This is a genomic window from Candidatus Nanosynbacter sp. HMT-352 (assembly GCF_022819385.1).
Taxonomy (GTDB): Bacteria; Patescibacteriota; Saccharimonadia; order Saccharimonadales; family Saccharimonadaceae; genus Nanosynbacter.
The window spans coordinates 658,130-671,569 of the sequence record NZ_CP089290.1; the positions used below are offsets into that span (position 1 = coordinate 658,130).

At 43.0% G+C, this 13,440-nt stretch carries 13 protein-coding genes and 1 pseudogene; 3 read left to right on the top strand and 11 right to left on the bottom strand.

Features of this window, described 5'->3' with window-relative positions; all coding sequences use genetic code 11:
• Positions 1–44: 44 nt before the first annotated feature.
• The 7 genes and pseudogenes from LRM44_RS03490 to LRM44_RS03515 all read right to left on the bottom strand — a co-directional run bounded on the left by LRM44_RS03490 (position 45) and on the right by LRM44_RS03515 (position 3,297).
• Complete coding sequence (locus tag LRM44_RS03490; RefSeq protein WP_243803764.1) at positions 45–764, bottom strand: HD domain-containing protein; 720 nt, start codon at positions 762–764, stop codon at positions 45–47.
• An 85-nt stretch (positions 765–849) separates the two neighbouring features.
• Complete coding sequence (locus LRM44_RS03495; RefSeq protein WP_243803765.1) at positions 850–1,464, bottom strand: GyrI-like domain-containing protein; 615 nt, start codon at positions 1,462–1,464, stop codon at positions 850–852.
• A gap of 63 nt (positions 1,465–1,527) precedes the next feature.
• Positions 1,528–1,647 (bottom strand): annotated as a pseudogene (locus tag LRM44_RS04220) (WCX domain-containing protein); the annotation flags it as partial.
• A gap of 16 nt (positions 1,648–1,663) precedes the next feature.
• A complete protein-coding gene (locus LRM44_RS03500; protein ID WP_243803766.1) occupies positions 1,664–2,128 on the bottom strand; it encodes an NUDIX hydrolase in 465 nt (154 codons plus the stop codon).
• A 32-nt stretch (positions 2,129–2,160) separates the two neighbouring features.
• Positions 2,161–2,556 (bottom strand): cupin domain-containing protein, encoded by a 396-nt coding sequence (locus LRM44_RS03505; RefSeq protein WP_243803767.1) that lies wholly within the window; start codon positions 2,554–2,556, stop codon positions 2,161–2,163.
• A gap of 19 nt (positions 2,557–2,575) precedes the next feature.
• Positions 2,576–2,905, bottom strand: a complete 330-nt coding sequence (locus tag LRM44_RS03510) for a thioredoxin family protein (protein WP_129637096.1) — start codon at positions 2,903–2,905, stop codon at positions 2,576–2,578.
• Positions 2,905–3,297, bottom strand: a complete 393-nt coding sequence (locus LRM44_RS03515) for a transcriptional repressor (RefSeq protein ID WP_243803768.1) — start codon at positions 3,295–3,297, stop codon at positions 2,905–2,907. Before LRM44_RS03515 ends, LRM44_RS03510 begins: the two co-directional genes overlap by 1 nt.
• A gap of 199 nt (positions 3,298–3,496) precedes the next feature.
• Between LRM44_RS03515 and LRM44_RS03520 the strand changes: the two genes are divergently transcribed.
• Positions 3,497–5,269: an ABC transporter ATP-binding protein gene (locus LRM44_RS03520; RefSeq protein ID WP_243803769.1), complete on the top strand. Its 1,773-nt coding sequence runs from the start codon at positions 3,497–3,499 to the stop codon at positions 5,267–5,269.
• Positions 5,270–5,306: 37 nt separating this feature from the next.
• Complete coding sequence (locus LRM44_RS03525) at positions 5,307–5,957, top strand: DedA family protein (RefSeq protein WP_243803770.1); 651 nt, start codon at positions 5,307–5,309, stop codon at positions 5,955–5,957.
• A 2-nt stretch (positions 5,958–5,959) separates the two neighbouring features.
• On the opposite strand, the gene uvrA is transcribed toward LRM44_RS03525, so the two are convergent.
• Positions 5,960–8,773 carry an excinuclease ABC subunit UvrA gene (uvrA, locus tag LRM44_RS03530; RefSeq protein WP_243803771.1) on the bottom strand — a complete coding sequence of 938 codons (2,814 nt, stop codon included), beginning with the start codon at positions 8,771–8,773 and terminating at the stop codon, positions 5,960–5,962.
• A gap of 121 nt (positions 8,774–8,894) precedes the next feature.
• Here uvrA and LRM44_RS03535 point away from each other — a divergent pair, with 121 nt between their 5' ends.
• A complete protein-coding gene (locus LRM44_RS03535; protein WP_243803772.1) occupies positions 8,895–9,281 on the top strand; it encodes a hypothetical protein in 387 nt (128 codons plus the stop codon).
• A 2-nt stretch (positions 9,282–9,283) separates the two neighbouring features.
• Here the strand turns inward: LRM44_RS03535 and LRM44_RS03540 are convergent, their stop codons facing one another.
• The 3 genes from LRM44_RS03540 to obgE form a co-directional block, all read right to left on the bottom strand.
• Positions 9,284–10,561: a WD40/YVTN/BNR-like repeat-containing protein gene (locus LRM44_RS03540; RefSeq protein WP_243803773.1), complete on the bottom strand. Its 1,278-nt coding sequence runs from the start codon at positions 10,559–10,561 to the stop codon at positions 9,284–9,286.
• 64 nt (positions 10,562–10,625) lie between these two features.
• Positions 10,626–12,044, bottom strand: coding sequence for an exodeoxyribonuclease I (gene sbcB, locus LRM44_RS03545; protein ID WP_243803774.1), 1,419 nt, complete (start codon positions 12,042–12,044; stop codon positions 10,626–10,628).
• 46 nt (positions 12,045–12,090) lie between these two features.
• Positions 12,091–13,413 (bottom strand): GTPase ObgE, encoded by a 1,323-nt coding sequence (gene obgE / locus LRM44_RS03550; RefSeq protein ID WP_243803775.1) that lies wholly within the window; start codon positions 13,411–13,413, stop codon positions 12,091–12,093.
• Positions 13,414–13,440 lie beyond the last annotated feature (27 nt).

A 13,440-nucleotide genomic window follows, 5' to 3' on the forward strand; every position in this document is an offset into this window, starting at 1 on the left:
TTGATCAGATCAATAAAAGGCGAAAGCTAGCCATTCTTCAATATTTAATCGACGCTGCGTAAATATTCCTCCAAAAACTCACTCCAGTCAGACGCATTCTTCTCGCGGAAATAGGCGCGAAGAAAATCAACCATAATTTGATGACGATTTTCTGCTTCTATTCGTCCTGGCTCAGTCAACATCAAACCTTTCAATTTCAGCAGTTTCTCAAAGAAGTGATTGATAAATCCGTCAGTATCATGCGTATTGCCATCAGCGTTATATTCGTGCGCCGCCAGATTGACATTCGGCCAGACTTTAGGATCAAAAATCCGACCGCCGTGATGACAAGCATAAGCCAACGCCCGCTCAATGCCGACCGCACCAATAGCATCACACATATCAGCGTCAGACGCCAATTTCCCCGCCAGCCGCTGCGGCTGCTTGCCGTTCAGCCGTTTGCTATAACCAATCGCCGCAATATTTTCCAGCACAACCTGACTTAAATCATCAGCTATCTCTGCCTGCGCCATAATATCTACTGCGTTCGTCAATTTTTCCGCCTGCGTTTTACCGACTAATTTATAATCATCGACATCATGCAGCCAAGCCGTCAATAGCACTTCTTGCAGGTTCACTGATTCGCTGCATTCGTTAGCAAAACGCTCTGCCAACAACGCTACTCGCTCGACATGATCGTCAGCATGTCCCGAATTATCACCGCCCAATAACTGCCGAACTTTAGTCTTTACTACTTCAAGCTGGGCAATTTGTCGATCGTTCATACTCATATGATAGCATAAAAGCAGGGTCGCATCACAACAACGATTCCCTAACTATAGACTGTAAAACCGGCACAACAAATTCCTCCTATTTCACTGAATATCTTAATATAGTTTTTTGTTTTTCTTCTGATGTCCTGTTTTTATTACTTAGGTATATTTCTTTATGAAAATCACCTATTCTTGTAAGATCAAATTTTCTTGCAAATTCATTCATCAATTCAAATGACTTTGGCTCGTTATCATAACTTCCAACATGTAAAATATGAATAGATTTACCCTCTTCTATTTCTCTAAAACTTATCTCATCATACAATACGTTGGGCTTTTTCTTTTTTACATTTTCAAGTGCCTTTGTGAATATCTCTTGTGTAATAAAATCAGGTTGTTTAATCATCAATGTGTATTCCAGTTTATTTTTATCAAGCTCTTCTCCATTTACTTTTTTCCAAAAGCCTTCTAATGGATATACCGTAAAATCTGTAATCTCGTTATCAGTTTTATTTTTCATTGCATTTTTAAACAACATTTTAATGGCATAGGCAAGAGAATATAATGCGGATATTCTATCTGAAAAATCTACCTCATTCGGATTTCCTTTACCTTTTACCAAAATAAATTTTTGCTTTGGTACTTCTACAATGATAGGTGTTTGCTTTACACCATAAAGATTCTTTTCTTGTTTTCTCCACTCATATTTCATTATCCGGTCCTCCCTTTACATTTGGTTAATTTTATTATACAAGAGAATACTTGACACCATTTGTCATATTATATATTTTTCTGCCATTTTATTTATCATTTTTTTAATTTGCATTCTAACTTCTTCAGGTTCCAATACTTCTGCTTCATCTCCAAATGAAAAAATATAATTGTATAGATTATACATAAAACAGCGTCGCCTACTGACGCATGTTAGCATACAAAGCGTAATATTCTTCAGGAAGATAATTTATATTAAGCCACCGGGCTTCCATTATTTCAAAGTTGCATTTTATGTCATAATCAGACGCGTGCGCCGCAAAAACTTGAACTGAAAATTTGGCATATGATTCATGAGAATTAGCTTTTCCGAGATATCGCAGATTATGTATTTTTAATCCAATTTCTTCCAAGACTTCTCTCACGGCAGCCTGTTCATAACTCTCATTATGCTTCGCCCCGCCTCCCGGTAGAGCCCACTTTTGACGGCTAAAACGATTTTTGACCAGCAAAATATCACCATCATCATGATAAATAATCACCCGCACGCGGTCCTTCTTCGGTACAATCCTAAAAATTAGCAATATGACACATGCAGTTCCACGAAAAATTGCCCGCACGAATGAACTAAACATCTCGCCAACTATCGATCCTTTGCGAGACATAATTAGTAGAAACTTTCTCCTTTGGCGACAGTTTATTCTGTGGTTACACCGTCAAAATCTTCTTCGTTAGCATCTGCTTCTTCGCGAGTTGCCCGAACGATTCCATCTTTATGGTGTGCCGGACTATAAATAGTATAAAGCTTAAGTGGCTCCTTGCCGATATTTATCACATTATGCTCAGCTCCCGCCGGCACAATAATCGCACTACCGTCGGAAACAATATACTCATTGCCATCAATCAAAACCTTACCTTCGCCAGACTCAAATCTGAAAAATTGATCATTCTCCTCGTGAATCTCCGAACCAATTTCCCCGCCAACAGGCAGGCTCATCAACACCAATTGGCAATGCTTCGCAGTATATAAAACCTGACGAAAATTATCATTTTCTAACGTAAGCTCTTCGATATTTTCACTAAAACCCTTCATAAATCCCCCTTCTATTTTTCTATTTCGCAGCTTTTTCCAAAGCGTCAATCAACGTCTGCTTTGGCTTCATGCCGATCATTTCAGCAACTTCCTCGCCGCCAACAAAAATCTTCATGTTTGGAATTCCCTGCACGCGATATTCCATAGCCAATTGCGCATTTTCCTGACTTGCTTCAGTGTCAACCTTAACAATATCAAACTCTGTTTCTTCAGCAATTTGATGCAAAAGCGGAGCCATTGCGCGGCATGGCGGACACCACGGCGCCCAAAAATCAACTAGTACAGGACCGTCGCTTTTTAACACCTTATCTTCGAACTCTTGCTTTGTTGTAATTTCATATAAAGCCATTATTTCCTCCTTTTCTGGCATTTTTTACAAACTCCCGTCACAACCAACGGGCCGTCAATATAACAATCGCTAATTTCATGCGCAATCTGTTTTCTCATCTCATCGGCAATTTTAATATCCATCAGACCATCGCAGTCACTGCATACAAAATGATCGTGATCGTCCTTACGAATATCATATCGCAAGCAACCCTTTTTAGTCGGCGGCGCCAAACCAATCGTCCCGTCGCCACACAGGCGCTGAGTTATTCGATGCACCGTAGTGTCGCTGACTTCAGGATGAATATTCCGCAATTCCTGAGCAATTTCCGCATTCGTCGCGTGATGATTGCTCTTTAAAATCGCCATCACATCATTCGTGTATTTTGTTGATCGCCTAACAATTTGCGTCATGTTCCTATTGTAAAGTATTTACAATAAATAAACAAGGCTTTTGCTCCACAAATTGACTTATATCTATATATTCCCTATAATAATCAAAGTCTATGAACTCTCGACGGCGAGTTCCTCTAATATACATTTTTGAATAATTAAGAACGCTCAGTTTTCTGCGCAGTTTATAAATATTAATTTATCATCGAAAGGAATTGATTTGAAAAACAAACCGAACAGCAAAGAAATATTTCGTCTATTTTGGAAGACATCAGAGCCATACAAACACCGTCGAAACTTGGCAATATTTTTTGCAATGCTCACACTCGTGGTTACCATTTTTGTCGGACCGCTCATAATTGCCCAACTTCTTAGTATCGTCCAACACAATCAACTGCACGACGCAAAAAATCTATGGACACTAATTGCTTTATACGGCGTCAGTGAATTATGGTCGAGCGTCATCGGCTGGCGATTAGTTTTATATCTCGTCTGGACATTCGAAACCGCCATGCAACGAGATTTGTACGCTCGATGCTTCAGCAAACTAACCAACCAAACATTATTCTTCCATTCAAATAAATTCGGCGGGTCGCTCGTTAGTCAAACAAATAAATTAGTTGGCGCGGTAGAAAGTTTTTGGGACACGATAATTTGGTCAGTTTTGCCACTAGTTATTTCACTGGTCGGTTCAATAATTGTCCTATCAACTCTCCTCTGGCAATACGCGCTATTTTTACTCATTTTCTCAATCGTTTTCAGCATCGTCGTTTATTACGGATCCAAGCCAATGGCGAAATTGACAAAAAAAGAAGCCAAATCCAGCAATAAATTGAACGGTCAATTAGCCGACGTAATCTCAAACGTTCTGGCGGTCAAGTCGTCTGGTGCCGAAGCTACGGAACAGAAATTTTTCACAAAAACCGTCAACTCTTGGCGAGATTCAAGCCTCGACGTAATGCGCGGATTCTTAAAAGTCAGCACTATATATTCGTCAATCAACATGGTTATTAAAATTGGGGCAATCGCCTTCGCAGTGTACGCAGCTCAAAATAATTTGGTATCAGTGGCGTCTGTTTATCTTATAATCACCTACACTGGAAGTGTCGCACATGAATTGTGGAACATGAACGGAATTATGCGCAATTACAACCGAATTATCGGTAACGCAAACGATATGGTAGAAATCTTACAAACGCCAACAACATTGATTGATAAAAGCGATTCAAAGCTAAAAGTTACAAACGGCGAAATTTCCATGGATAAAATAATTTTCACGCACGACGAGGGTCAAGGCGACACCCTATTCCACGACTTTTCTCTGGAGATTAAACCAGGCGAAAAAATAGGTTTGGTTGGAGCGAGCGGTTCTGGAAAAACTACACTCACCAAATTGCTATTACGTTTTGCTGATATTGACTCAGGAAAAATTACCATCGATGGACAAGATATTTCCGAAGTCACCCAGGCAAGTTTGCGCGCCAAAATCGCTTACGTACCGCAAGAACCATTGCTATTCCACCGCTCCGTGCGTGAAAACATTGCTTACGGCCGACCTGATGCAACTGACGCAGAAATTGAAGAAGCCGCCAAAAAAGCTGGCGCTTACGATTTTATCGTTGGACTTAAAGACGGTTTTGACACAATGGTTGGCGAGCGCGGAATTAAATTATCTGGCGGACAGCGACAACGAGTTGCAATTGCCAGGGCAATCCTAAAAGATGCGCCAATTCTAGTCCTCGACGAGGCGACTTCAGCACTAGATTCTGAGTCAGAAGCGTTGATTCAAAAATCTCTGGAGACGTTAATGGAGAATCGAACCTCAATTGTCATTGCCCATCGCTTATCTACAATTGCCAAGTTGGACCGTATAATTGTTTTGAAGGATGGAAAAATTGTCGAGGACGGATCGCATGATGAGCTCATCAATAAAAAACGCGGTGTTTACGCAAAATTATGGGCGCGGCAATCTGGCGGATTTATTGAAGAATAGCTGATTCTACACATGCCAATCATGCTATAATTGAGGCATGGAATCCTTTATTCACTTGATAACCAGCTTCGGTGTATTCGCAATTTTATTAGTAGTTTTCGCAGAATCTGGCTTATTAATCGGCTTCGTCCTACCTGGCGACAGTCTGCTTTTCACTGCTGGATATATGGTTCAGCAGAATATCCTACACATTGATATCCACATTTTTGCACTTTTGGTTTTTGCAGCGGCAGTGCTGGGCGACAGTGTTGGCTATAGCTTTGGACACAAAGTGGGGCGTAAATTGTTTGAAAAAGAAAATTCCCGATTCTTCAAGAAAAAATATTTGGAGCAAACAGAAAAGTTTTACGACAAGCACGGCTCAGCGACAATCGTCCTGGCTCGATTTGTACCAATTGTCAGAACCTTCGCCCCAATCGTTGCCGGCGCCAGTAAAATGCACTATAAAACATTCTTAACTTTCAATCTTATCGGTGGATTTCTTTGGTCGTCAGCATTCGTTTATCTAGGCTTCTACGCCGGAGAATTCCTAACCAAAGCGGGCGTAAATATTGAAGTTGCAGCAATCCTCATTATTTTCCTGTCTGTCTCACCAATGGTTATTCATGCTTTGAAACAACCAAATACTCGCGCTTTGTTAAGAAAACAATTGTCGGTTCTCCTCTCGAAAACCAAGCGTAAAAAGTAGTCTTAAAGCATCTTTTTCAGATATTTGCCAGTGAACGAATTTGGCACTTTGGCGATATCTTCAGGCGTACCGCAAATCACAACGGTACCGCCACCAATTCCGCCTTCTGGACCCATATCAATTATCCAGTCGGCTGACTTTATGACATCCAAATTATGCTCAATGATAATCATGCTATTACCGCCCTCAACCAATTGCTGTAAAATCCCCAACAGTCGTTTTACGTCAGCAGAATGAAGTCCAGTGGTCGGCTCATCCAGAATGTACATAGTTTTTCCAGTGGAACGCTTGGAGAGCTCCGTTGCCAATTTAATTCGCTGCGCCTCACCGCCTGAAAAAGTAGTTGCTGGCTGACCAAGTTTAAAATAGCCAAGCCCAACCTCAACCAACGTCTGAAGTTTACGTGCAATATTCGGCACACTATCAAAAAACTCCGCCGCTTGATCAATTGTCATATCCAAAACATCAGCAATCGTCTTGTCCTTATACTTAATTTCCAATGCCTCGCGATTATAACGCTTGCCGTGACATTCATCACATTGAACGTAAACGTCCGGCAAAAAGTGCATTTCAATCTTTATCACACCATCACCCTGACAATTTTCACAGCGACCGCCTTTGACATTAAAGCTAAATCGCCCAGATTTGTAGCCTCGAACATTAGCCTCGGGCGTACTAGCAAAAAGTTCGCGAATCGGCGTAAAAATCCCAGTGTAAGTCGCTGGATTGGAGCGCGGCGTTCGACCAATTGGCGACTGATCTATGACAATCGTCTTATCAAGCAAATTCACACCTTCTATGGCATCGTGCAATCCTGGCGCTGTCGTTGCGCGATTAAGTTCCGCCGCTAATTCCCGCGCCACAATGTCATTCACAAGCGTCGACTTTCCGCTACCAGAAACGCCAGACACCACAGTCATCAACCCCAAAGGAAACTCCACGTCAATGTTCTTAAGATTATTTTCGCGAGCGCCACGAACAATCAACTTTCTATCTTTCACGACTTTGCGACGCTTTTTCGGAACGGCAATTTTTTCCGCCCCAGATAAATAGCGACCCGTTATACTATTCTCATTTTTCGCAACAATTTCAGGCGTCCCCATTGCCACTACTTGACCGCCATTCACACCAGCTCCCGGTCCCATATCAACCAGAAAATCACTCTGGCGAATCGTATCCTCGTCATGCTCAACCACCAGCACAGAATTGCCCAAATCACGAAGGCGCTTCAACATATCAATCAGCTTGTCGTTGTCACGTTGATGAAGTCCAATTGACGGCTCGTCCAGCACATAAAGCACGCCCTGAAGTCCAGCGCCAATTTGCGTCGCCAAGCGAATTCGCTGCGCCTCACCGCCACTAAGTGTGTTAGCCGCTCGACTTAGTTCCAAATAATTCAGCCCAACATTACTCATAAATGCCAAACGAGATTTAATTTCCTTCACAATCAAGCGAGCAATCGTCATTTCTTGTTCGGTCAATTGAAGCTTATTGTCAAACAAATCCAACGCATCATCAACACTCAAATCACACACGTCAACGATATTCAATTCATGAACCGTCACCGCCAAAACCACAGGTTTCAGGCGCGCACCTTTACAGGCATAACAATCTCTCTCGCGCATAAATCGCTCAATATCTCGTCGCATAAAATCGCTATCAGTTTCTTTCCAGCGTCGCTCCAGATTAGGAATAACACCCTCGTAAGTTGTATCGTAATGTCGACCGCCGCCCAAATCAACGCGATATTTTTGGTCGCCAGTTCCGTATAATATTTTATGTTTAGCATCATCAGAAAGCTTACCTACGGGAACTTTCAAGCTAAATTCGTGAGCTTCAGCAACAGATGCCAATCGCTTCATATTCCAAGCGTCAGAATTCATTCGATTATACGGTCGAATTGCGCCTTCGGAAATTGTCAAATTATTATTAAAGACCAATTCTGAATCAACCTCCAGCCTCGACCCCAAACCCGTACATACAGGACAAGCTCCCTGCGGCGCGTTAAAACTAAACAATCGCGGCTCCAGCTCTGGGATATCGACATCAGGATGATCAACACAAGCATATCTCTGCGAAAATGTCTTCACTTCATCACTGTCCGCATCCAAAACCTCGATAACTCCCTGACCCAGATCCAGCGCTTGCTCAACGCTCTGACTTAGTCGAGATCGCATTTCCGCCGTCAACGCCAACCTATCAACAACCAACTCGATATTATGCTTGTAACTTTTTTGCAGCTCTGGAAATTCATCCAGCGCGTACACCACGCCATCCACACGAACCCTGGCATAACCAAGTCGCTGATATTGCTCCGGAATGTGCGCAAACTCACCTTTTTTATTCTTAACAATTGGCGCCAATAGCAAAATTCGCTTATCGACAAATTGTCGCAGAATCTCATCAATAATCACCTCGGTTGTGCGACGCGTCACTTCATTGCCACAAATCGGACAATGCGGCACGCCAATTCGTGCAAACAAAAGCCTCAGATAATCATAAATTTCCGTAACCGTAGCCACGGTCGAACGCGGGTTGCGGCTGGTCGATTTCTGGTCAATTGAAATCGCTGGGCTGAGTCCTTCAATCGAATCAACATCAGGCTTATCCATCGTACCCAAAAATTGACGCGCATACGAATTAAGACTCTCCATATAACGACGCTGACCCTCGGCATAAATCGTGTCAAATGCCAAACTGGATTTCCCAGACCCACTAAGACCCGTAATCACCACCAGCTGATCTCGCGGAATCTCAATATCTACATTTTTCAGATTGTGCTCACGAGCACCTTTAACACGAATTACCTCTGCCATAACCGCTATATTATACAGGTTTTTGACAATTTTTTCCAGTCCAAATATCGACGCAAATCAGAGTTAAAACACATTACGCTTATGATTGCAAGTCAATATCTTATTTGCTACAGTTAGATCTATGAGAAAGCTGGGCATTTACTTAATTATGATCATCGGAGCGATACTACTCGCGCCTTTTGTGATCGACCAGCTATTTTTCTTCTTTTTCCTAGGAAAAATCCCATTCACGAACATCAGCCTGCCCGCAATTTTAATGGTTATTTTCTGGGCAATTATCGTACCATTGGCAATAATCCTCAGAGAATCACTTTCTGTCCTGTTTTGGAAGTCCATTGACGTTGCCAGCGAAATCGCACAACGACGAATCAACAGAAAAATCCGTTATTTTACACCAAATCAAAAAAGCGAACTTATTTTATTATCAATTTATCTACTTTCCAGCATGAAAAAGAGCGAGCCTCATGATGAGATTGAATCTCAAAAGCTCGCTCCGTCTATGAGTTAATTTTACGGTCGTTTTCTAAGCGCTAATCCGCCAGCTACAACGGCGATAACAGCTAACCCACTAACTAGCCAAACAGAAACTCCTGTTTCAGCAAGGTTTGATGATTTTCCTGGTTTCTTATTGGAAGTGGATGACGATGCCGCAGTAGTTGAAGCGCCTGAGGATGAAGAGCCTGTGGATGGAGTGGCAGCTCCGCTCGTACCTGAGCCGGTACCGCCAGGAGTTACGGGTGGGGGCGTTGGTAGAGTTGCTAGGCGATAATAAGCCGCGCCCGTTGTCATATCGTAGAACATTGCGAATATTCTGGACGCCGACGAAGACGAATAAACGCTGCCAAAACCAGCCTCATTATCACCCTGCGACGTCCAGGTTTTACCGCCATCTACTGACATTACAATATACGGTAAATTTGAAGCATTCATGGCGACTGGTCGAACATAAACAAGCAATCTCTTGCCATCATCGCTAATCCCTGTCTGTACAATATAGTCATCCGCCCCCCGCATCGGAACCTCAGCAGGAATGGATGACCAGCTGACACCACCATCTAATGAAATTTTGTGACCATCAAATAGGCTGTTACCATTAGTACTGATGGACATGAGGGTTGTATCATGGATGACACGAGTTCCAGCGTCCGTCCAGGTCAATCCGTAATCATCAGACCTCTTTACTATACTAGGGGTTCCATCTATCGCAATCATCTTTCCGCCATCAAGCACGCGCTCGGGACAAATATTACCTTTTTGCGTCCAAGTTTGACCATCGTCAATAGAAACATAAAGCGGAGGGGTTTCACCGTCATCTCCACACCTAGCCAGAGTGGAGCCGTCTGGGCTCATAAATAAATGGTTATTACTGGGGTCTATATTGTTAGACTTCACCCAATTGTGCCCACCGTCAGTTGACATATAAAAAGATTTTTCTCCATGCCGACCATTCACAATCATCTTAGACCCGTCTGTGTTTACTAGCAATCTATTCGCGGAATCTGGCATCGCAAAACTATTCCAACTTACACCATTATCTGCGGAAATTAACAATTTTATATCGCCAGTATTAGCATCTTCTCGCAGTATAAAAAGCTTTGATCCGTCTGGACTAATAATTGCTTCTCTAAATTCATCATCTCCCGGTACAGTTACATCCTTCCACGTATACTTAGGCGATTCCTCTGCTCTAACCAAAGGCGACAGAACTGCCAATGCTGATAATGCAAATACAAATACCAAGGACAGCACCCCTCTGTATACTGCGCGTTTTCTGTTCTTAATTAACATCACTCCCCCAATTTGCTTTTTTCACTACATAAAGCTATTACCAGTATTTTAGCATAACCGCGTTTCAGGCGTCAACAGAAGGTAGAACCGATTCCAGCCATAACTGCAATTCTTGCAAAATAAACTGCTGTTCGTCAGTCGCGCTAGGCGCTAATCGTTGCAGAGATTTCATAAATTGCGGCAGTTGCGCCTGTAAATGCTCAGTTCGCCATTCTTCCCATTGTCGCAATTCATCTTCACTAAGCAAATTAGGAAAACTTCGCGCTTTATAATGCAACAATAGTGGCGACAATCGCTCATCCTGAAAATCCGGATGAAAATCAGCCAATTCGCGCTCGCCAGCATTACGCACGGCTTCAACGCGAACTCGATCACTATTGTCCAAAAACCCATCGTATAATTGCGCTTCTGGATCGGTCATTTTCTTAAACTCTGGCTTGTTTTCAAATATACTGCGCAACCTTTCAGCAAAATCTGGATGAGAAAGTAAAATATCTTGGTGTTTCTGTACGGTTTCTGCATCCAGAGAAATCTTCTTCCAGCCATCACCCTGAGTCAACACACCAAGTGGCGAAACTGCCGGGCAACGATTATATTGCAATTCCTTAACTGGCAATTTAACGAAATCTTCGGCTTGCCTTTCTTCCCATGTTGCAAATATCTTCGCCGATAATTCCTCAACGCTCAGATCAACAAACGGCGTCGGATCATAGCGCAAATCATAAACAATCACGCCGCCGTTTCGGCTCGTAGTTAGTGGAAAAGCCACGGTCGTTTTGGCGAATTCTTTGTCATAACGACCACTCGCATAAACAAAAGGTTTTTTATCATCGATATTCACCAGTTTCTGGACCAATTTCTTGTCGCGCATTTTCAGCAAATAGTCGTACATTTGTGGCTGATTCTGCTTAATCAATTTAGTTACAGCAATCAACGCGGTCACGTCAGCCAGCGCATCATGGGCGTTTTCATGCTCTATTCCGTTAGCTTTCGTGATGAGCTCCAAGCGATTGCTCGGCTCACCTTTATCGTCAATTGGCCACTCAATTCCCTCAGGTCGAAGCGCCCTGGTTAAGCGCACCACATCCAATAAATCCCATCTGGATCGACCGTCTTTCCAAGTCCACTCGTATGGATCGTAAAAATTCCGCCAAAACAAATGACGAATAAACTCGTCATCAAAACGGATATTATTAAATCCAACAGCAATCGTATCAGTCGTAAATATTTCCTCACTGAGAATACGCGCAAATTGAGCCTCAGTGTAACCCTCTTCGACAGTTTTTTGCGGCGTTATGCCCGTCACCATCAACGCATCAGGACTCGGCAGTGTATCGTCATTTAGTGTCACGAGAATATTATACGGTTCACCAATCGGCTGCAAATCCATATCGGTTCGCTGACCGGCAAATTGCATAATTCGATCTTGCCTGGGATTAAGACCGCTAGTTTCAAGGTCATAGAAGAAAAATGTTTGCGCCATATTCATATTATATCATCAAGCTCACGCTAATTTACACCAGCAGAATCTATTGCTCGACCAGTGTAAACGGCATAGATTCGCCAATCTGAATCAAACTTTCACCAATCGCCCCCTGACGCAATAATTCGTGAGTAATTCCCATTTTTCGCATAATATCTCGCAAGCGATTAACAGATTCAAACTGATCAAAGTTAGTCCGACGAGCAAATTTTTCAATCTTAGCGCCCGTAACAATAAACTCAATCTTCTCATCTTCATCGTCAGTCTCATTAGGCTCAGTATCAGAAACTCGCCTTACAGACCAAGCATCAGAAATAACCTGATCGTCCAACGAAATTGTCGGCAAATCTTCCTCTTTTTCATCAACAATTTCAGCTTCACGCTCTCGATATTTAGTAGCTTCATCACGCAACATTCGTAAAAGCTCAGTCACTCCGTCGTGCGTCTGGGAAGAAATCGCCACGACCGGCGCGCCATTAGCTACTTTTTGAAGGGTAGTCGACTGCATAGCAATAATCTCATCACCCAAACCTTCGCATTTGGTCAGCGCTATTATCTCTGGACGCTTCGCCAATGATTCAGAATATTTTTCCAGCTCGCGACGAATTGCCTGATATTTCTCCGCTGGATCATCACTATATACATCAATCATATGAAGCAGTACGGCCGTTCGCTCAACATGGCGCAAAAACTGATCGCCCAAACCTTTACCTTCTGATGCGCCCTCAATCAGCCCCGGGATATCAGCGATCAAAATCGACCCATCGTCAACATCGGCAACCCCCAAATTCGGCGTCAAAGTCGTAAATTCGTAATTAGCAATCTCCGGACACGCATTAGAAACCACACTTAAGAACGTCGACTTACCAGCGTTCGGAAAGCCGACCAAACCAACGTCGGCCAATAATTTCAATTCCAACTCTGCCTCGAATTCCTCGCCAGCCTCGCCAAGTTCAGCAATTTTAGGTGTTTGGCGCGTACTAGACGTAAAGTGTGCATTTCCAAATCCACCATCTCCCCCACGAGCCACCACTGCCCGCTGTTGATCTTCGGTCAAATCCGCAATTATCATACCATCGCGCTTCACTAGGGTACCCATCGGCACTTTAACGATTAGCGGCGCACCACTTTTTCCTCGTTTATTACGTTTTCCGCCATCACCACCCTTTTCAGCTTTAAGATCCGGCTTATATCTAAAATTCAAAAGTGTATTAAGATCCTTCGTCGCCAAGAAAACAATATCACCACCACGACCGCCATCACCGCCATCGGGACCTCCCTTATCGACATATTTCTCATGACGAAAACTGACTACACCATTACCGCCTCTACCGGCGCGCACTAAAACTTTTGCAATATCTACAAACATATCTTTAGTATACCAAAAAGCACCCCC

Bases quoted from the DNA above. Each gene is read 5' to 3' on its own strand.
- LRM44_RS03500 (WP_243803766.1), bottom strand. From the start codon at position 2,128: ATGTCTCGCAAAGGATCGATAGTTGGCGAGATGTTTAGTTCATTCGTG.
- LRM44_RS03490 (WP_243803764.1), bottom strand. From the start codon at position 764: ATGAACGATCGACAAATTGCCCAGCTTGAAGTAGTAAAGACTAAAGTT.
- LRM44_RS03495 (WP_243803765.1), bottom strand. From the start codon at position 1,464: ATGAAATATGAGTGGAGAAAACAAGAAAAGAATCTTTATGGTGTAAAG.
- LRM44_RS03515 (WP_243803768.1), bottom strand. From the start codon at position 3,297: ATGACGCAAATTGTTAGGCGATCAACAAAATACACGAATGATGTGATG.
- LRM44_RS03505 (WP_243803767.1), bottom strand. From the start codon at position 2,556: ATGAAGGGTTTTAGTGAAAATATCGAAGAGCTTACGTTAGAAAATGAT.
- uvrA (WP_243803771.1), bottom strand. From the start codon at position 8,773: ATGGCAGAGGTAATTCGTGTTAAAGGTGCTCGTGAGCACAATCTGAAA.
- LRM44_RS03535 (WP_243803772.1), top strand. From the start codon at position 8,895: ATGAGAAAGCTGGGCATTTACTTAATTATGATCATCGGAGCGATACTA.
- sbcB (WP_243803774.1), bottom strand. From the start codon at position 12,044: ATGGCGCAAACATTTTTCTTCTATGACCTTGAAACTAGCGGTCTTAAT.
- LRM44_RS03540 (WP_243803773.1), bottom strand. From the start codon at position 10,561: ATGTTAATTAAGAACAGAAAACGCGCAGTATACAGAGGGGTGCTGTCC.
- LRM44_RS03525 (WP_243803770.1), top strand. From the start codon at position 5,307: ATGGAATCCTTTATTCACTTGATAACCAGCTTCGGTGTATTCGCAATT.
- obgE (WP_243803775.1), bottom strand. From the start codon at position 13,413: ATGTTTGTAGATATTGCAAAAGTTTTAGTGCGCGCCGGTAGAGGCGGT.
- LRM44_RS03510 (WP_129637096.1), bottom strand. From the start codon at position 2,905: ATGGCTTTATATGAAATTACAACAAAGCAAGAGTTCGAAGATAAGGTG.